Annotated in this window: 20 protein-coding genes; 11 read left to right on the plus strand and 9 right to left on the minus strand. The window is 67.6% G+C overall.

Features of this window, described 5'->3' with window-relative positions; all coding sequences use genetic code 11:
- Positions 1-8 precede the first annotated feature (8 nt).
- The 7 genes from HZI36_RS02840 to HZI36_RS02870 all read left to right on the plus strand — a co-directional run bounded on the left by HZI36_RS02840 (position 9) and on the right by HZI36_RS02870 (position 5,624).
- Complete coding sequence (locus HZI36_RS02840; RefSeq protein WP_179401119.1) at positions 9-959, plus strand: MlaD family protein; 951 nt, start codon at positions 9-11, stop codon at positions 957-959.
- A gap of 19 nt (positions 960-978) precedes the next feature.
- On the plus strand, positions 979-1,680 hold the full coding sequence (locus tag HZI36_RS02845) for an ABC-type transport auxiliary lipoprotein family protein (RefSeq protein WP_425485192.1): 702 nt from the start codon (positions 979-981) through the stop codon (positions 1,678-1,680).
- A gap of 145 nt (positions 1,681-1,825) precedes the next feature.
- Positions 1,826-2,143: a (2Fe-2S) ferredoxin domain-containing protein gene (locus HZI36_RS02850; protein WP_179401120.1), complete on the plus strand. Its 318-nt coding sequence runs from the start codon at positions 1,826-1,828 to the stop codon at positions 2,141-2,143.
- Positions 2,144-2,169: 26 nt separating this feature from the next.
- Complete coding sequence (locus HZI36_RS02855) at positions 2,170-2,814, plus strand: alpha/beta hydrolase (RefSeq protein WP_179401121.1); 645 nt, start codon at positions 2,170-2,172, stop codon at positions 2,812-2,814.
- 222 nt (positions 2,815-3,036) lie between these two features.
- A complete protein-coding gene (locus HZI36_RS02860) occupies positions 3,037-4,353 on the plus strand; it encodes a D-alanyl-D-alanine carboxypeptidase family protein (RefSeq protein WP_179401122.1) in 1,317 nt (438 codons plus the stop codon).
- 36 nt (positions 4,354-4,389) lie between these two features.
- Positions 4,390-5,319: a D-amino acid aminotransferase gene (locus HZI36_RS02865; protein WP_179401123.1), complete on the plus strand. Its 930-nt coding sequence runs from the start codon at positions 4,390-4,392 to the stop codon at positions 5,317-5,319.
- The gene (locus HZI36_RS02870; RefSeq protein ID WP_179401124.1) at positions 5,316-5,624 is read left to right on the plus strand and encodes an HP0495 family protein; all 309 of its coding nucleotides are present in this window, start codon (positions 5,316-5,318) and stop codon (positions 5,622-5,624) included. The genes HZI36_RS02865 and HZI36_RS02870 overlap by 4 nt, the downstream gene beginning before the upstream one ends.
- A gap of 70 nt (positions 5,625-5,694) precedes the next feature.
- Here the strand turns inward: HZI36_RS02870 and HZI36_RS02875 are convergent, their stop codons facing one another.
- Positions 5,695-6,678, minus strand: a complete 984-nt coding sequence (locus tag HZI36_RS02875) for a transcriptional regulator GcvA (protein WP_179401125.1) — start codon at positions 6,676-6,678, stop codon at positions 5,695-5,697.
- Between the two features lie 100 nt (positions 6,679-6,778).
- On the opposite strand from HZI36_RS02875, the gene HZI36_RS02880 reads away from it, so the two are divergent.
- The 3 genes from HZI36_RS02880 (at position 6,779) to lipA (ending at position 9,044) form a co-directional block, all read left to right on the plus strand.
- A complete protein-coding gene (locus tag HZI36_RS02880) occupies positions 6,779-7,105 on the plus strand; it encodes a DUF2917 domain-containing protein (protein WP_179401126.1) in 327 nt (108 codons plus the stop codon).
- 222 nt (positions 7,106-7,327) lie between these two features.
- Positions 7,328-8,065, plus strand: a complete 738-nt coding sequence (gene lipB / locus HZI36_RS02885; RefSeq protein ID WP_179401127.1) for a lipoyl(octanoyl) transferase LipB — start codon at positions 7,328-7,330, stop codon at positions 8,063-8,065.
- On the plus strand, positions 8,058-9,044 hold the full coding sequence (lipA, locus tag HZI36_RS02890) for a lipoyl synthase (protein ID WP_179401128.1): 987 nt from the start codon (positions 8,058-8,060) through the stop codon (positions 9,042-9,044). The genes lipB and lipA overlap by 8 nt, the downstream gene beginning before the upstream one ends.
- 115 nt (positions 9,045-9,159) lie before the next feature.
- Here lipA and HZI36_RS02895 read toward each other — a convergent pair whose 3' ends face one another.
- The 8 genes from HZI36_RS02895 to HZI36_RS02930 all read right to left on the minus strand — a co-directional run bounded on the left by HZI36_RS02895 (position 9,160) and on the right by HZI36_RS02930 (position 16,195).
- A complete protein-coding gene (locus tag HZI36_RS02895) occupies positions 9,160-10,017 on the minus strand; it encodes an alpha/beta fold hydrolase (protein ID WP_343049956.1) in 858 nt (285 codons plus the stop codon).
- A 94-nt stretch (positions 10,018-10,111) separates the two neighbouring features.
- The gene (locus tag HZI36_RS02900) at positions 10,112-11,686 is read right to left on the minus strand and encodes a GMC family oxidoreductase (RefSeq protein ID WP_179401130.1); all 1,575 of its coding nucleotides are present in this window, start codon (positions 11,684-11,686) and stop codon (positions 10,112-10,114) included.
- A gap of 30 nt (positions 11,687-11,716) precedes the next feature.
- Positions 11,717-12,271, minus strand: a complete 555-nt coding sequence (locus tag HZI36_RS02905; protein WP_179401131.1) for a twin-arginine translocation signal domain-containing protein — start codon at positions 12,269-12,271, stop codon at positions 11,717-11,719.
- A gap of 63 nt (positions 12,272-12,334) precedes the next feature.
- Positions 12,335-13,117, minus strand: coding sequence for a lipoyl protein ligase domain-containing protein (locus tag HZI36_RS02910; RefSeq protein ID WP_179401132.1), 783 nt, complete (start codon positions 13,115-13,117; stop codon positions 12,335-12,337).
- Positions 13,118-13,127: 10 nt separating this feature from the next.
- Positions 13,128-13,844, minus strand: a complete 717-nt coding sequence (locus tag HZI36_RS02915) for a 2-oxo acid dehydrogenase subunit E2 (RefSeq protein WP_179401133.1) — start codon at positions 13,842-13,844, stop codon at positions 13,128-13,130.
- A complete protein-coding gene (locus HZI36_RS02920) occupies positions 13,844-14,098 on the minus strand; it encodes a biotin/lipoyl-containing protein (protein WP_179401134.1) in 255 nt (84 codons plus the stop codon). The genes HZI36_RS02915 and HZI36_RS02920 overlap by 1 nt, the downstream gene beginning before the upstream one ends.
- Positions 14,099-14,102: 4 nt before the next feature.
- Complete coding sequence (locus HZI36_RS02925) at positions 14,103-15,140, minus strand: alpha-ketoacid dehydrogenase subunit beta (RefSeq protein ID WP_179401135.1); 1,038 nt, start codon at positions 15,138-15,140, stop codon at positions 14,103-14,105.
- A 47-nt stretch (positions 15,141-15,187) separates the two neighbouring features.
- Complete coding sequence (locus HZI36_RS02930) at positions 15,188-16,195, minus strand: thiamine pyrophosphate-dependent dehydrogenase E1 component subunit alpha (RefSeq protein WP_179401136.1); 1,008 nt, start codon at positions 16,193-16,195, stop codon at positions 15,188-15,190.
- Between the two features lie 447 nt (positions 16,196-16,642).
- Between HZI36_RS02930 and HZI36_RS02935 the strand changes: the two genes are divergently transcribed.
- Complete coding sequence (locus HZI36_RS02935) at positions 16,643-18,694, plus strand: sigma-54-dependent Fis family transcriptional regulator (protein ID WP_246326943.1); 2,052 nt, start codon at positions 16,643-16,645, stop codon at positions 18,692-18,694.
- The last annotated feature ends 182 nt before the right edge of the window (positions 18,695-18,876 follow it).

Here is an 18,876-nt window from a genome sequence, read left to right on the forward strand (position 1 = left end):
AGCCGCGAATGGAAAACAAGTCGCATGCGTTCTGGGCCGGGCTGTTCACGATCGCGCTGTCGCTCGCGATCGCGGCCACGGTGTTCTGGTTCAACGTCGACCGCACCGTGCGCGTGCCGTACGACCTGATCGCGCGCACGAACGTGACCGGCCTCTATCCGGACGCCGCCGTGCGCTATCGCGGGCTCGACGTCGGCAAGGTGCAGTCGATCGGGTTCGACCGCACGCATCCGGGGCAGATCCTGATCCGGATTCTCGTCGACCAGGGCGCGCCGATCACGCGCTCGACGTTCGGCAGCCTCGGCTTCCAGGGCGTGACGGGCATCGCGTTCGTGCAGCTCGACGACACCGGGCGCGACCTGTCGCCGCTGCCGTCGTCGACGAAGGCCATCGCGCAGATCCCGATGCATCCGAGCCTGTTCGACCAGCTTCAGCAGCGCGGCGAAGTGCTGGTGCGGGAGCTCGAGCTCGTCGCGCAGAGCGCGAACGCGCTGATGTCGCCGGACATGCGCGCGCAGCTGCAGGCGACGGCCGCGAGCCTGCAGCAGGCGGCCGACGGCGTGACCGCGCTGTCGAAGCAGGTGCAGCCGGCGGTTGCCGGGCTGCCCACGACGATGCGCGAGCTGAACCGCACGATGGCGTCGGCCGACACGCTGCTGCGGCCGAACGGCCCGGTCGTCGAGAACCTGAACAAGGCGGGCGCCGCGGCCGCACAGATCGGCACCACGCTCGACGCGCTGAACGCGCGCGTGCAGTACGACACGCTGCCGCGCTTCAATACGCTCGCGACCGACGTCGGCGACGCGTCGCGCACGCTGAAGGACGTCGCGGGCGACGTCGGCCGCAATCCGCGCAGTCTGCTGTTCGGCTCGCCGGGTTCGGCGCCGGGGCCGGGCGAGCCCGGCTTCGTGTGGCCCGGCGCCGCCGCCGGCAGCCAAGCCGCCGCCGGCAGCCAATGAACCGACCAGGAATCCGACGATGCACGCCATGTTCTCGATGTTCCGACTCCCCGGCCGCGCGCGGCGGCCGGCCATCATCGCGCTCGGCGCGCCGGCGCTGACGTTGGCGCTCGCGTTCGTGCTCGCGTTCGTGCTCGCGTTCGCGGCCGGCTGCGCCGGCCCGGGCGTGGTCGCGCACAACGCGCGTTACGATCTCGGCCCGGCCGTGTCCGCATCGTCGCCGGGCGGCGGGCCCGCGCTGCGCGTGCTCGACGTCGACGCGCCCGCGGCGCTCGATAGCGACAAGTTCACGTACCGCCTCGCGTACGCGGACGCGCAGCGCACCGCCGCGTACCGGGACAGCCGCTGGGCCGCGCCGCCCGCGCAACTGCTCACGCAGCGGCTGCGCGGCGCGCTGTCGTCGCGCGGCGCGGTGCTCGACGGTGCCGATGGCGTGAGCGCGCCGACGCTGCGCGTCGATCTCGACGCGTTCGAGCAGGTGTTCGACGGCCAGACGGAAAGCCGCGGCGTCGTCGCCGCGCGCGCGACGCTGACGCAGGCCGGCAAGGTGCTCGGCCAGCGCACGTTCACCGCGAGCGCGCCGGCGCGCTCGCCGGATGCGGCGGGCGGCGCGCGCTCGCTCGCGGCCGCGAGCGACGCGCTCGTCGAGCAGATCGCCGCGTGGGCCGACGCGAGGATCGCCGAGTCGGCCCACGCGCAGGCCGGCGCGCCCGCGCACTGACGGACGCTGACGGGCGCTGACGGGCGCTGACGGACGAACACGCCGCGCATCGCGCGCCGACGGGCGCGCCGGTCGCTATAATCCAGCGATCCGTCCACCAGCCTGCGACGGTCCGGCGCTGCCGGGCCGTCCGTCGTGACCCATCATGGATTCCTACTACCAGCACCACGTTTTCTTTTGCCTGAACCAGCGCGAACCCGGCGCGGACCGGCCGAGCTGCGCGCAATGCGACGCGCAGACCATGCAGGAGTACGCGAAGAAGCGCGTGAAGGAGCTCGGCCTCGCGGGGCCGGGCAAGGTCCGCATCAACAAGGCCGGCTGTCTCGACCGGTGCGAGGAAGGCCCGGTGATGGTCGTCTATCCGGAAGGCACCTGGTACACGTACGTCGACAAGGCCGACATCGACGAGATCGTCGAATCGCACCTGCGCGACGGCAAGCCCGTCGAGCGCCTGAAGATCTGAGCGCCAGCGACCTTCCGAGACCCGGCATGAACGTCCATACGCAGAAATCCCTGATCGCCGGCCCGGTCGGCAATATCGAGATCGCGGTCGACCTGCCCGACGCGGTCCGCGAAGGCACGGGCGGGCCGCGCGGGATCGCGCTCGTCGCGCATCCGCATCCGCTGTTCGGCGGCACGATGGACAACAAGGTCGCGCAGACGCTCGCGCGCACGCTCGTGCAGCTCAACTACATCGTGTACCGGTCGAACTTCCGCGGCGTCGGCGCGACCGACGGCGTGCACGACAACGGCACCGGCGAAGCCGACGACCTGCTCGCGGTGCTCGCGCACATGCGCGCGCAGCCCGGCTACGCGGACCTGCCGCTCGTGCTGGCCGGCTTCTCGTTCGGCACGTTCGTGCTGTCGCACGTCGCGAAGCGGCTGCGCGACGCGGGGCAGGCGGTCGAGCGGATGGTGTTCGTCGGCACGGCCGCGAGCCGCTGGTCGGTCGCCGACGTGCCGGAGAACACGCTCGTCATTCACGGCGAGACCGACGACACGGTGCCGATCCAGTCGGTGTACGACTGGGCGCGGCCGCAGGAGCTGCCGGTGGTCGTGATTCCGGGCGCCGAGCATTTCTTTCACCGGAAGCTGCATATTCTGAAGCGGATCGTGGTCGATGCGTGGCGGTGAGCGCCCGCGGCCCGAACTCACCCGCCTTCGTGTTCGCCGCACTTTCACGCGGCTTACGGAAACCCCCACCTGACCGGGCGCCTCGCGCGGCCACGTATAATGGCCGCACTTTGCGTCGGTCGCGGCCCGGCCGCGGCGCGTCGCGGCGCGCGGTTTAGCGCCGCCCAGCCATTGAACCGCGTGCGTCAAGCGCCTACTTTCTGCCATCAGCCTGAACCGATCATGCGTTTGCCCTCCCAGCGCCTCAAATCCATCGCTTCCTCCGCCACCCTCAGCGTCGCCGCGCGCAACGTCGCGCTCGGCGTGATGCTGCCCGTCGCGCTCGCGTCGACGATCGTCGTCGCCGATGCGAAGCCGGCTCCGAAGAAGTCCCATGCCGCGCACGCGGCGGCCGCCGCACCGGCGACCACCGGCGCGCCCGCGACCTTCATGCCGGGCGCGGTGCCGCCGCCGGGCGTGAACGCGCGCTCGTGGGTGCTGATCGACGCGACGAGCAACACCGTGCTCGCGTCCGGCAACGCGGACGAGCGTGCCGAGCCCGCGTCGCTGACGAAGCTGATGACCGCGTACCTCGTGTTCGAGGCGCTCGCGCAGAACAAGATCTCGATGGACCAGATCGTCACGCCGAGCGACTCGGTGCGCAGCGTCGGCCGCGACGAGTCGCGGATGTTCATCGAGGCCGGCAAGCCGGTGTCGGTGCACGACCTCGTGTACGGGATGATCATCCAGTCGGGCAACGACGCGGCGATCGCGCTCTCCGAACTGGTCGGCGGCAGCCAGGGGCAGTTCGTCACCCTGATGAACAACGAGGCGCAGAAGCTCGGCATGAAGGGCACGCACTTCGCCGACGTGAACGGGATGCCCGACCCGAACCACTACACGACCGCCGGCGACCTCGCGACGCTGTCCGCGCGCCTGATCCGCGATTTTCCGCAGTACTACAGCATCTTCTCGGAAAAGGAATTCACGTATAACAAGATCCGCCAGCCGAACCGCAACCGCGTGCTGTGGCTCGACCCGACCGTCGACGGCCTGAAGACCGGCCACACGCAGGCGGCCGGCTACTGCCTGATCGCGTCCGCGAAGCGTCCGGTGCCGGGCACGGACGTCGCGAACCGCCGCCTCGTGTCGGTGATGATGGGCGAGCAGAAGGAAAGCGATCGCGTGCAGGACAGCATGAAGATGCTGAACTACGGCTACAGCGCGTTCGACTCGGTGCGCCTGTTCAAGGGCGGCCAGGCGATCCAGTCGCCGCGCATCTACAAGGGCAAGATCAACAACGTGCCGGTCGGCGTGACGGGCGACCAGTGGGCGACCGTGCCGCGCGGCCTCGGCGACAAGGTCAAGACCGAGGTCGACCTGAACGCGCCGCTGATCGCGCCGCTCGCGCAAGGCCAGCAGGTCGGCGCGGTGAGGATCGTCGCGGACGGCAAGACGCTGTCGCAGTTCCCGATCGTTGCGCTGCAGCCGGTGCCGGAAGCGGGCATCTTCGGCCGCATCTGGGATTCGATCCTGCTGATGTTCAACAAGAAGAAGTAAGCTGTCAGGCGACTTCCTACTTTTTTGCGTATCGCGATGAGCCAAGCCGAATTCGAGCCGATCGTCCATCTGAGCGTGTCGTCGCAGGCGTCGCTCGTGCCGCTGTCGGAGGCCCGCGTTCCGGTGCTCGACCGCGGCTTCATCTTCGGCGACGGCGTGTATGAAGTCGTTCCGCTGTACGCGTACGACGGCCGGCACGTGCCGTTCCGTCTCGCCGAGCACCTCGCGCGGCTCGAGCGCAGCCTGAGGAAGATCGGCATCGCGAACCCGCACGACGACGCGGGCTGGCGCGCGCTGCTCGCGCAGGTCGTCGGCGCGAATGCGCAAGGGCTCGCCGGCGGCGACGCGACCGTCTACGTGCAGGTCACGCGCGGCGTCGCGAAGCGCGGCCACGCGTTCCCCGCGAACGCGGTGCCGACCGTGTTCGTGATGACGAATCCGCTGCGGCTGCCGTCGGCCGACGAGCGCGCGGCCGGCGTGCGCTGCGTGACGGCGGAGGATCGCCGCTGGCTGCATTGCGACATCAAGTCGACGTCGCTGCTCGGCAACGTGCTGATGGCGCAGCACGCGGTCGCGCACGACGCGTTCGAGACGCTGCAGCTGCGCGACGATTGTCTGACCGAGGGTTCGTCGTCGAACGTGTGGGTCGTGAAGCACGGCGAGCTGCTCGCGCCGCCGCGCAGCAACAGGATCCTCGAAGGGATCCGCTACGGGCTGCTCGAAGCGCTCGCCGACGAATGCGGGATTCCGTTCGTCGCGCGCGAGATCAACGAGGCCGAGTTGCGCTCGGCCGACGAGATCATGATCACGTCGGCGACGAAGGAAGTGCTGCCGGTCACGCGGCTCGACGATCTGCCGGTGAACGGCGGCACGCCCGGCCCGGTGTTCGCGGCGCTGTACGATGCGTATCAGCGCGCGAAGGCGCGCGAGTTCGAACAGTTCGATCCAAGTTGGAGAAAGGTATGAGCGAACCGTCCAAGACCGTCGAAGTGATCGGCGCGGTCGACACCCCGAAGGAATCGCTGCTGCAGTTCCCGTGCGATTTCCCGATCAAGATCATGGGCAAGGCGCATCCGGAGTTCAAGGACACGATCTTCAAGGTTGTCAGCGTGCACGATAGCGAGATCGACGTCGAGAAGATCGAGGAGCGCGCGTCGAGCGGCGGCAACTACACCGGCCTCACGATCACCGTGCGCGCAACGAGCCAGGCGCAGCTCGACGATATCTATCGCGCGCTGACCGGCCATCCGATGGTCAAGGTCGTGCTCTGAGCCGTTTCGGCTGATCCGTTTCGACTGATCCGTTACCGGCGCCAACCCTTCGCGTTCGGCGCCGCGTCCTTCACGCCGGGCGCATGCGTCCGGCGTTCTCGTCCTCCCGCGCTGGCGCGACGGGTTTGCCCGCCGCGCGCCGCGCGTCCACTTCCGCGCACACCACCTTGAAGCGCTCGGCCTCGCGCAGCAGCCACGCGCGGAACGCCTGCACGCGCGGCGTGCCGAGCCGCGTCGGCGGGCACACCAGGTAGTAGTGCCACGGGCTCGGCCCGTCGATGTCGAACAGCCGCACGAGGCGGCCCTTCAGCAGTTCGTGCACCGCGAGCGAGCGGCGCACGAGCGCGATCCCCTGGCCGTCGATCGCCGCCTGCAGCAGGTTCGACGAATCCTGATACAGCACGCCGCGCTTCGGCTCCGTCAGCGTGTCGAGGCCGGCCACGTCGAACCACGGCCGCCACAGCTCGTCGTCGGAGCGCAGCAGGTTGTAGCGGCCGAGGTCGGCCGGCGTTTGCGGCAACACGCCGCCATTCAGCGTCGGCGCGCACGCGGGGAAGAACACCTCGTCGAGCAACGGCTCGACGTGCAGCCCCGGATACACGCCGAAGCCGAAGCGGATCGCGAGATCGACGTCGTCGCGCGCGAAATCGATCAGCGCGTTCGTCGACTGCAACTCGACGTCGATCTCCGGATGCTGCTCGATGAACGAGCCGATCCGCGGCGTCACCCAGCGCGCGGCGAACGACGACAGCATCGAGATCACGAGCCGCCGGTCGCGGTCGCTCGCGCGGACGTCGCGCGTCGCGTCCGCGAGCATCATCAGCGCGGTGCGGATCTGCTGCGCGTAGCGGGCGCCGGCGGCGGTCAGCGCGAGCCGCTTGCCGTGACGCGTGAACAGCGGTACGCCGAGCTCGGCCTCGAGCGCGCGCACCTGATGGCTGACCGCGCCGTGCGTGACGAACAGCTCGTCGGCGGCGCGCGAGAAGCTCTCGTGCCGCGCGGCGGCCTCGAATGCGCGGATGGCGTTCAGCGGGGGAAGTTGCCGGAGGTCCATTTGCTAATTTTCCTCACAATGACGCGAAAATTCGTCGTTTGGCTGGATGCGTTGTCGTGGATACGATTGTAGCCATGCAGGTCACTTCACGGAGCGCATCATGCAAGAGATTTCCTCAAGCATCACGTTCGAAATCCAGCCCGGCGAAACGGTGCCGATGAAGGTCGTGCGCAGCACGCGGCTGACCGTGCACGGCGGTCCCGTGTGGGCGACGCGCAGCAACGACGTCGACGACTACTTCCTCGCGCCCGGCGATACGCTGCGGCTGCGGCGCGGCGAGCGACTGTGGCTGAGCGCGGAGGGCGGGCAGAGCGCGTGCGTCGCGTTCTCGGTGGCGCAGCCCGCGAAGGAGGTCGCCCGCAACGGGCTGGAACGGCTGCGCGCGCGCTTCGCGGCGATGTTCCACGACGGCTGGCGGGCGGTCTGACGCGGCGGGGCGGTTGGGCCGGGCGTGCGGCGCGTGCGGCGCGTGCGCGATCTGGCCCCGGGCGGACGCCGTGCGCGCACGATCCGGCCCCGGCGACCGTCCGCACGCACATTCGGCAGATGAATGCGGCCGATGAATGCAGCCGATTGTGAGTCGATTTCAGGCCGATTGCTGATTGTCTACGACCGCCGGGACGGATGGGTTTTCGGTAAACTACCGCCCATGTCCGTCTCGCCGGTTTTCATCGTGTCCACGCCCGCCGCCGTTCCCGCTGTCTCCTCCACGCCGTCGGCGACGGTGCGCTGGCGCGGCGTCGAGCCGTACGGCGCCAGCTTCGACGCGATGCGCGCGTTCACCGACGCCCGCACCGCCGACACCGGCGACGAGATCTGGATCGTCGAGCATCCGCCCGTCTACACGCTCGGCCAGGCCGGCGACCCGGCCCACCTGCTCGTTGCCGACAGCGGGATTCCGCTCGTGAAAGTCGACCGCGGCGGACAGATCACGTATCACGGCCCCGGCCAGATCGTCGCGTACCTGCTGCTCGACCTGCGCCGCCGCAAGCTGATGGTCCGCACGCTGGTCACGCTGATCGAGGCGGCCATCATCGAGACCCTCGCGGCGTATAATCTCGCATCCGTGCGCAAGGCGGGCGCGCCGGGCATCTACGTGGCGTCCGGTCCGCACGAGGGCGCGAAGATCGCCGCGCTCGGACTGAAGATTCGCAACGGCTGCAGCTATCACGGGCTGAGCCTGAACGTGGGAATGGACCTGCGTCCGTTTCTCGCGATCAATCCGTGCGGCTATGCCGGACTGGAAACCGTCGACATGGCGAGCCTCGAGGTTGCCGCCGACTGGAACGACGTGGCGCACACGCTGGTGCGCCGTCTGATCGCCAACCTCGACGGCGAATCCGCGGCCGCCGCATTGCCGCAGGCACTGGAACATTCGAATGACTGACGTTAACGCTTCTTCCGAACAGGCCGCTTCGAACGCCGCCTACGATCCGACCGCCAAGCAGAAGGCGCAGGCGAAGACCGCGCGCATTCCGATCAAGGTCGTGCCGATCGAGAAACTGAAGAAGCCGGAATGGATCCGCGTGAAGGCGGCGACCGGCAGCTCGCGCTTCAACGAGATCAAGACGATCCTGCGCGAGCACAACCTTCACACGGTGTGCGAAGAGGCGAGCTGCCCGAACATCGGCGAATGCTTCGGCAAGGGCACCGCGACGTTCATGATCATGGGCGACAAGTGCACGCGCCGCTGCCCGTTCTGCGACGTCGGCCACGGCCGCCCGGATCCGCTCGACGCCGACGAGCCGAAGAACCTCGCGCGCACGATCGCCGCGCTGAAGCTCAAGTACGTGGTGATCACGAGCGTCGACCGCGACGATCTGCGCGACGGCGGCGCCGGCCACTTCGTCGAGTGCATCCGCGAGGTGCGCGAGCAGTCGCCGGACACGCGCATCGAGATCCTGACGCCGGATTTCCGTGGCCGTCTCGATCGCGCGCTGGAGATCCTCAATGCCGCGCCGCCGGACGTGATGAACCACAACCTCGAGACGGTGCCGCGCCTGTACAAGGAAGCGCGTCCGGGCTCGGACTACGCGCATTCGCTGAAGCTGCTGAAGGATTTCAAGGCGCTGCATCCGGACGTCGCGACGAAATCGGGGCTGATGGTCGGCCTCGGCGAGACCGAAGAGGAAATTCTTCAGGTGATGCGCGACCTGCGCGCGCACGACGTCGACATGCTGACGGTCGGCCAGTATCTGCAGCCGTCCGAGCACCATCTGCCGGTGCGCGCGTACGTGCATCCGGACACGTTCAAGATGTACGAGGAAGAGGCGTACAAGATGGGCTTCACGCATGCGGCCGTCGGCGCGATGGTGCGCTCGAGCTATCACGCGGATCTGCAGGCGCATGGGGCGGGCGTGGTCTGAGCCGCGCCGAACCCACGTCGACCCGCGTCGAACCCGCGTCAAACATTTCGCAGTCGCATAAAGAAAAGCCCGCACTCGTGCGGGCTTTTTTGTCACGACGCGATATCGGCCGGGTTCACCCTCCCGGCGATCGCGCGAGCGCCTGGTTCAATGCGTCGACGAACGCCCGCGGCTGTTCCGCGTGCACCCAGTGCCCCGCGCCCTCGATCGTGTGAACGCGGCACGCCGGAAAGCGCTCCGGGAAAGCCGCGATGTCCGCCGCGCGCACGTAGTCCGACGCGCTGCCGTGGATCAGCGTGGTCGGGCCTTCGAAGCGCCGTCCTTGCAACGCCGCCGGGAAGTCGCTGAGGGCCGGCACCGCCAGGCCGATCGCGGCCAGATTCAGCCGCCAGTCGAAGTGGTCGTTGCGGTTGATCAGGTTCTGCAGCAGAAACGGCGCCGTCGCCGGTTCCGGCAGCCGCTCGGTCAAGCGCCGCTGGACCTCCGTGCGCGACGCCAGCGCGGCCGCATCGATGCTGCGCATGGCCTCGACGTAAGGCGTGAAGCGGTCCGCGTAGGCCACCGGGGCGATGTCGACGACCACCAGGTTGCCGACGCAGGACGGGCTCGTCAGCGCCAGCGCCATCGCCGTCTTGCCGCCCATGCTGTGGCCGACCACGGTCGGGCTCGACAGCCGCTGCGACTCGATCAGCGCCCGCACGTCTTCGGCCATCGCGAGGTAATCCATCGAGTCGCTCCACGGCGAGTTGCCGTGATTGCGCAGGTCGACGCAGTACACGCGATGGCGCGGCGCCAGCGCACGGGCCACCGTGCGCCAGTTGCCGCCCGACCCGAACAGCCCGTGCAGGATGATCACCGCGGGCCCGTCGCCGGTCACCTCGAATGCCAGTTGCAGGGCGGCGGGCCGAACGGACGACGCCGCCGCGTCAGTCGCGTCAGTCGCATCCGGAATGCGGTGCTCGAGCTTGATCACTGTTTGTCTCCTTTCGGGATGACGCTGCCGCGCAATCGCTGGCCGCGAACAGCACGTGATCATAAGCCGCTTTCGCGCGATGCGCCGCGCTGGCTCAGATTTCCCGTCGCCGCATCGCGTCCGCGATGTACTCGGCCTGCCGGATCGCGAGCGCGACGATCGTGAGCGTCGGGTTTTCGGCGCCGCTCGTCGTGAACTGGCTGCCGTCCGACACGAACAGGTTCTTCACGTCGTGCGCCTGCCCCCACTTGTTGACCACGCCATCGCGGGATTTCTCGCTCATCCGGTTCGTGCCCATATTGTGGCTGGCCGGGTAGGACGGCAGATCGATCACGCGCTTCGAGCCGCATGCTTCGTAGATCTTTTTCATCTGACCGTACGCGTGGTCGAGCAGCTTGTTGTCGTTCGCGTGATACTCCTTGAACACCACCGGCACCGGCAGCCCGTACTGATCCTTCTCCGTCGCGTGCAGCGTGATGCGGTTCGTCTCGCGCGGCACGTCCTCGCCGCAGATCCATACGCCGGCCATGTGATCGTACTGGTCCAGCGCCGACGTGACGTCCCGCCCCCAGGCCCCCGGATTGATGAACGCCGCCATGAACGGCAGGCCCAGCGACAGCACCTCGAGGCTGTAGCCGGCGACGAAGCCGCGAGACGTGTCGTTGTGCGCCTCATCGGACACGATGCCGGCGACGGTCGTGCCGCGATACATGTAGACCGGCTTCGGCATGATCGCGTAGACGCCGGCGGTGGTGTGGCACATGTAGTTCCGCCCGACCTGCCCGGAAGAATTGGCGAGGCCGTCGGGGAACATCGACGAGGCCGAATTCAGCAGCAGTCTCGGCGACTCGATCGAATTGCCGGCGACGCACACCACGCGCGCCTTCTGAAACTGATGGTTGCCGTGCTCGTCCGCATAGAGCACGCCCGTCACCTTGCCCGACTGGTCGTGCTCGATCTTGAGCGCCATCGCATTCGGGCGCACCTCCACGCGGCCCGTCGCCTCCGCCTTCGGTATCTCCGTGTACATCGTCGACCACTTCGCGCCGATCTTGCAGCCCTGCATGCAGAAGCCGATCTGCATGCAGGCGGGACGGCCGTCCCGCGGTTTCGTGTTGATCGCCATCGGCCCCGACTGGATCTTCTTGTAGCCGATCCGCTTCGCGCCGGTCGCCAGCACCTTGAAGTCGTTGTTCCACTGGTGATAGGGCATGCCGGTGGTCGGCCCGGTCACGCCCATCTTGAGTTCGGCGCGCTTGTAGTACGGGGCGAGATCCTGATAGCTGATCGGCCAGTCGAGGTAGTTGGCGCCGGCGAGATTGCCGTTCAGCGTGCGCATCCTGAATTCATGCTGCTGGAACCGCAACGCCACGCCGGCCCAGTGGATCGTCGAGCCGCCGACGCCCTTGACGATCCACGCCGGCAGGTTCGGGAAATCCTTCGCCAGCCGGCGATTGCCCGCCGTGATGCGCTTGTCGAGCCACGAGATCTTCTTGAACATCGCCCATTCGTCGTTCTCGATATCGTCGAACGTGAAGCGCTTGCCCGCCTCGAGCACCACCACGTCGACGCCCTTTTGCGCCAGTTCGTTGGCCAATGTCCCGCCGCCCGCGCCCGAGCCGACGATCACGACGACATGGCTGTCGTCCAGGTCAAATTGCTTGCTCATTTTTTTGTCCTCCTAAAGACGTGGATCGGCTCAGAGCCAGTCGAGATCGTTGAAGCCCCGATTCAGATAGCCTCCCTTTTCCCAGGAGGAGCCCTCGTAACCCAGCTTCTTCCAGACGTCGTGGTTGTCGTAGAGATTCACCACGAGATCGCCGCGCAGCTTGGCAAAGAAGGGCGTCGTGTCGATCGACTTGAGCAGCGTCACGCGATCGGCTTCCGCATCGACCTGCGCGTAGGGCTTGCCGAAGCGCGCTTTCGCGAGACCGTCCAGATTCTTCACGCCGTCGCTCAGCAACGCCTTCAGCGCGGGATCCGTGGCGGCGGCCTGGCCGTACGGATCGAGCGCCTTCATGTAGATGGCGTCGGAAAACTGATCGTGCGGATAGATGTCGCGCGCGACCTTCAGCAACGTCTTCGCCACGTCCGCGTCGGGCCCGCCTGTGGCGGCGACGCTATTGGCCCACGCATTGGCCGAGCTCATCAACAGCGACGCCGCGGAAACCGTCGTGATGCCGACGGTGGTGATCCCGGTGGTCTTCAGAAAATTCCGCCGGCTGATCGTCGGGCGTTTGTCGAGCGTTCTCATGTCTCACTCCTTCGCTATGTTGTCCTGAGTATGGTTTCGGATTACGTTTTTATGATCACGTCGTTATATCGCTGGAACCTCCTCGCTCGAGCAGCGCGCACCCACGCCCAAGTCCATGCCCACACCCGTACGCGCCGACAACCGGGTGCCGAGTTCCCGTGACACGATCCGCGCGAAATTCAGCGCCGTGACCGATTCCCCCGCGATCTCCGCGCAACTGACGGTGCGCTCGCTCAACCGCGCGGCTTCTTCATGTCCGTAGCCGAGCCGGCCGCACATCAACGCCCACGGAGACGCTTGAACGAGCGTCGCGCCGACGAACAGCGCGCCGCCGCGGCGCCTGATCTGCGCGAAGCCGGCGATCTTGCGACCGCCGTCGGCCACGACCTCCCACGCGGAGACGCCGCCAAAGCACGCCCAGTCGATCGGATCCGGCAGCGTGCTGGCGTCGTCGCCGTGCTGGGCGCGACCGGGCGGCACGGCGTGGGCCGCGATCCCGATCGCCGCGAGCGCGGCGACATGGGCTTCGCCGAGCCAGCGGTAGCTCCCGGCGAGGCTCGGGTCCAGCAGCGGATGCCCGTGCGGCAGGCAGACCGATACGCCCACGAGCCAGGGGCCGACCAGCACGGCGCCGCCGCCGGAGCGACGCATCAGGACGGCAAGCGCGTCCTCGCCGGGTGCGCCGGGCGCGGGCATCAGCTTGTGCTGCGCGCACCCCAGCACGATCGCGGGTTCCGGGTAGAGCCAGATTCGGCAACCCGGCTCGGTCACGTTGCCGGTCAGCGCGTCGGCATTCCATTGCTGCTCGCGGGCGGCCGACACGCGTTCGATCGATGGCGACGACATCACGATGGCCTCATGGCTGCGCCGGCTCTTCGAGCAGCCGGCGAATCTCGTCGAGAAAGAGCGCCGCCGGATGGCCGTCGATCGCACGGTGATCGAACACGAGCGTGAGCGTCGTCATCGATGCCGGCACGATCTGCCCGGCACGCACGACCGGCCGCTGCGCCACGCGGCTCACCCCGAGAATGCCCACCTGCGGCGGATTGAGGATCGGCGAGAACCAGTCGATTCCGGTCATGCCGAGGTTGGTGACCGTAAACGTTCCGCCCTGGAAGGCCTTCTGCGGCAGCGTGCCGCCCCGCGCGGCCGTCGCCAGCACGCGCGTGTGCGCCGACAGTTGCCTGACCGACAGCGTGTCGGCATCGTGAATCACCGGCACCGCGAGGCCGCCGTCGATGCTGACGGCCAGCCCCACGTTCACGCGCGGCGCCAGCTCGATGCCGCCTTCGCGCATCAGCGCATTCATGCGCGGATGCGCGCGCAGCGCGGCGGCCGCCGCGTGCAGCACGAATGCGGTGACGGTCGGGCGGTCCTCCGCCGTCGATTGCGCACGCAACGTTTCGAGGTGCGCGAGCGTGCGGGTCATGTCGACGTCGACGGCCATCGCCACGCGCGGCGCCTGCCAGCCCGCCGTCATGTTGCGGGCGATCGCGCCGCGCAGGCCCTTCAGCGGCACCCGCTCCGGCTGACGCGCCGCCTCGCTGGCCGGGTCGGTGAGGAGCGTCGTCATCACGCCACCTGCAGCAGGCCGATGGCCTTGCCCTGCGCGAAGGTTTCCTCCGCCTTCACGAGAATGTCGCCGATGACACCCGCCGCCGGCGCCACGACCTCGTGGCTCGTTTTCACGACGACGACCGTGGCGACAGCCTGGCCGGCCGCGACCGAGTCGCCGACGCCGACGAGCCATTCCTCGACGAGCGCCTCCGTGCCCGACTCGACGTCGGCCCAGAACTCGTCCTGCAATACGATTTCGATGGTGCTCATGCGATTACCTCACGAGGATGGGTGAATCCACCAGCGAACGCGCAGCGGCGACGATGGAGTCGACTTGGGGGATGACGAACTGCTCGAGCGGCCGGCTGAACGGAATCGGTACGTCGGGCACCGCCAGACGCTTGATCGGCGATTTCAGCGACACCGTGTCCAGCTGCTCGGCGACGATCGCGCTGATCTCTCCCGAGAGGCCGAAGCTCAAATAGTCTTCGTCGGCAATCAACAGCCGGCCGGTCTTCGCGACCGACGCGAGCACCGTGTCCTTGTCGAGCGGCACCAGCGTGCGCAGATCGACGATCTCCGCGCGGATGCCGTCGCGTTCGAGCTGCTCGGCCGCGAGCACGGCCTTCTGCACCATCTGGCTGAGGGTGACGATGGTCACGTCGCTGCCTTCGCGCACGACATGCGCTTTGCCGAACGGAATCGCATACGGCGCTTCCGGCACGTCGGTCGTGCTGCCTTCGAAGTAGGACATCCACGGCAGGCCCATGATGCCCTTGTGGTAGAAGAACATGACCGGGTTGTCGTCGCGGATCGCCTGAATCATCAGGCCCTTCGCGTCATACGCGTTCGACGGCACGACGACTTTCAGGCCCGGCATGTGCGCGAACGTCGAGTACAGGCACTGCGAGTGCTGCGCCGCATCGTTGTAGCCGCCGCCGATGGCCGTCATCAGCACCATCGGAAGCTTGATGTTGCCGCCCGCCATGTAGGTGTTCTTGGCGAGGTGGTTGTAAATCATGTCCATGCAGACGCCGAAGAAATCCACGAACATCAGCTCGGCGATCGGCCGCATGCCTTCGGCGGCCGCGCCGATCGCGGTGCCGATGAAGGCGGTTTCCGAGATCGGCGTGTCCATGATGCGTTCGCCGCCGAACTTGTTGAAAAGGCCCGTCGTCGCGCCGAAGATGCCGCCGTACTTGCCGACGTCTTCGCCCATCACGAAAATTTCCGGATTGCTTTCCATCTCCTGCGCGATCGCTTCCGCGATCGCCTGCGACATCGTGAGCCTGCGCTTGGCGTTACCGTTCATCGTGTGTCTCCGTTCATTCGAATCGTGCTGTTGCATCGACCGGGCATTCAGACGAATACGTGCAGCAGCGCGTCCCGCGGTTCCGGGTAGGGGCTGCGGCGCCCGAAGTCGTACGCATCGGCCACGCGCTGCCGGGCTTCCTGAGCGATCGCCTGCAGGCCGGTCTCATTGATCAGGTTTCCTTCCTTCAGAAAAGCGGCGAGGCGCGGAATCGGATCGTGGCGGCGCAGCGTGTCCGCTTCGCCCTTGGGCCGATAGGTTTCCGGATCGCCCTGAAAATGGCCGAGATAGCGATCGGTCTTCACTTCGATCAGCGTCGGCCCGTCGCCGCGCCGGGCGCGCGCAACGGCCTCGCCGGCCGCCCGGTAGACCGCGATCGCGTCGTTTTCCGGCACGCGCACGCCGGGCATGCCGTAGCCGGCCGCGCGGTCGGCGTTCCATTCGATCGACGTGGAGTCCGTCTTCTCCACCGAGATCGCGTACTTGTTGTCCTCGCAGACGAAGATCACCGGGAGGCGCCAGACGGCCGCCAGATTCAGCGACTCATGGAATGCGCCCTGATTGGTCGCTCCCTCGCCGAAGAACGCGACGGCGACGTGGTCCGTGCCGCGCTTTTTGGCGGCAAGCGCCGCGCCGCACGCCGGCGGCATGCTCGCGCCGACGATGCCGCTGCAGCTGAACTTGTGCTCTGGATCGAACAGGTGCATGTGGCCGCCCTTGCCACGCCCGAGCCCGGTGGCCTTGCCGAACATTTCGGCCGTCATCGCATCGAGCGGCACGCCTTTCGCGATCGCGAAGTGGTGCGGGCGATGGGCGCCGACGACCGTGTCCTCCTTGCGCAGATGCGCGCAGACGCCGACCGCGACGGGCTCCTGCCCGGCCGCCAGATGCATTTCGCCGGGCACCGGGCCGCCGCCGATGTCGAAGGCGAGCCCTTTCTGGATGTGGGGCGGCAGCTTGCCTTCGAGGTACACCTTGACCATCGTTTCTTCGTACTCGCGGATTTCCACCATCGTTCGATACATCCAGAGCAGTTGCTCGGAAGTCGGGTCCATTGCGATCTCCTCCTTGGTTGATAGACAGGTCGGCTTCCGCCGTTGACGCTCGTCGTCGGCGCGGCGGTGCGTCGGTGTTTCGCTCGGCGGACAGATGCCCATGCCTACCGCAAGCTGCGTGCCAGCCGCTTGCCGGCGCGCGTGTCATCTCGGCGAATGCATCGCGCGGCGGGCCTTGCGCGGCGCCCGCCCGCCGCTTGAGCGGGGCTTGGCCGGGGCTTGAGTGCCGCTTGAGCGCGGCCTGCCGCGCGGATGGAGGAGGGTGAAAGAGAGGATGAGCGCGCAGGTGTCGTGCGACAGTTGTCGCATCGCTTAAACAGTTGTCGCAGCGCTTCAGCGGGCGTCGCCGCTGCCTACGGGTATTCAGGCATGTACGTTGCGTACTCCGAGCTATTAGTTTTGAGTACGCAATGGCCGCCTGTCGCGGCCTGTAAGGAGGATGCCTCGATGCTGGCTGGTGCGCCCGGTGGCGAACACGCGGAATTTGTATACGCTTGCCTCGACGGCAGTACGCCCGCGCAGGTTGAACCCAGGATCCTGACCTCCTGGCGCCGCTCGATTCACACGCATAGCCTCGATCCCGAGCGGCTCGATCCGCCGCGCGTGCTGAGCGGGCCGGATCTGCGCAGCCACCGCGAGTCGACGGATCGATTCCGGCTGTTCGCGCGCGGCCCGATGGAGCGGCTCGCGACGCAGATTCTCGATGCCGGCTATATCGTGCTGCTGGCCGATGCATCGGGCATTGCGATCGATTTCATCGGTAATCCGGTGCTCGACAAGGAATTGCGTCGCAACGGGCTGTATCTGGGCTCGTGCTGGTCGGAGAGCGAAGAGGGCACCAACGGTGTGGGCACCTGCATCGTCGAGAAGACGGCGATCACCGTTCACCATGCCGAGCACTTTCGTCAAACGAACATTGCGCTCAGTTGCAGCGCCGTGCCGATACTCGGGCCCACCGGAGAAGTGCTCGGCGTGCTCGATGCGTCGGCGCTCAGTTCGCCTGATGACCGGCGCAGCCAGCATCTCGTGCTGCAACTGGTCAAAGGGGCCGTCACGGCCATCGAGAACGCCCACTTTCTGGATCGCTTCCGCCACGACTGGGTCGTGCGCATCGGCTCGTATGGGGAGTGGACCGGCCTCGCGGCCGACCTGACCGACGACGGTCTGCTCGCGCTCGACGGCACGGGGCGCATCGTCGGCGCGAATCGGGCCGCGTTCGCCGCGCTCGGTCCGCAGACGGCGACGGGGCGGCTGCTCGACGGGATGCTCGAGGAGATCGTCGACACCCGCCTCGAGGATCTGCTGAGTCAATCGTTTCACCGCGCGGACGTGGCCGTGCCGATGCGCACGCTGGCGGGCGGGAAGCGTTTCTTCGTCACGGTCCGTTCGCCGCGCGAGCGCCCGGCCGCGGTGCGGGCGGCGGTGACGGGGGCGGCGGGTGTGACGGGTGTGGTGGCGCCGGGTCGGGCGACGGCCGGTTCGTCGTCGTTCGCGCTGACGGAGCTCGCCGGCGCCGATCCGACGATGCTGCGCAACGTGCATCAGGTGACGCGCGTGCTCGGCCTGCCGATCGCGGTGATGCTCCAGGGCGAGACGGGCACGGGCAAGGAGGCGTTCGCGAAGGCGATGCACGAGGCGAGCGATCGCTGCCAGGGGCCGTTCGTCGCGCTCAATTGTGCGGCGCTGCCGGAAACGCTGATCGAAAGCGAGCTGTTCGGCTACAAGGAAGGGGCGTTTACGGGCGCGCGCAGCAAGGGCATGCGCGGCAAGCTGCTGCAGTCCGACGGCGGGACGCTGTTTCTCGACGAGATCGGCGACATGCCGATTCAGCTTCAAACCCGCTTGTTGCGGGTACTGGAGGAGCGGGAGGTCGTGCCGCTCGGCGCGGACAAGGCGGTGCCGGTCGACTTCCGGCTCGTCTGCGCGACGCACCGCAATCTGACCGATCTCGTGCGTGCGGGGGAATTCCGGGAGGATCTGTACTACCGGCTCAACGGACTCAAGCTGTTCCTGCCGGCGCTGCGCGAGCGCGCGGACAAGGCGGATCTGATCCGCAAGGTGCGCGTTGCCGAAGCCGTGGACATGGGGCGTGGCACGGTCGGCTTTTCCGACGACGCGTGGGAAGTGCTGATGCGTTACGCGTGGCCGGGCAACATTCGCGAACTGCGCAACTGCATGCGTTCGGCGCTGGCACTGTGCGACGGCGGCGTCATCGAGCCGGAAGATCTGCCGCCCGACATTCTCTCGGCGCGAGGCGCGCGGGACGGTGCGACGAAGCCCGCCGCCGAGATGGCATTGCCGCCCGCCGCAAGACTTCAACCCACCGTGCCGTCCGCCGGTTACGCCGATCCTTCGCCCGAGGCGCAAGCGCTGATCGGTGCGCTGCGCGCGCACTACTGGAACGTCACGCGCGCGGCGGCCAGCCTGGGCATTTGTCGCGCGACGTTGTACCGGAAGATGGAGCGATTCGGCATCGTTCCGCCCAATCGCGCCGAATAATGGCTGAGACAGGTGTCGCAGCTGTGTCTCGACATCTGTCGCATCGGGTTTAGTTGTCCGCATGACGTCCGGCTCGGTGGCCGGCGTTTTCACCTCTGCGTTTGTTCACGCTCCCCCCGTTTCCTTCAATACCCACGGTGACGTTGGCTCTCGCGGCTATCGTCCCGTCCATCGACGTTCCG

It is taken from the genome of Burkholderia guangdongensis, assembly GCF_013403875.1.
In the GTDB taxonomy this organism is placed as follows: domain Bacteria; phylum Pseudomonadota; class Gammaproteobacteria; order Burkholderiales; family Burkholderiaceae; genus Burkholderia; species Burkholderia guangdongensis.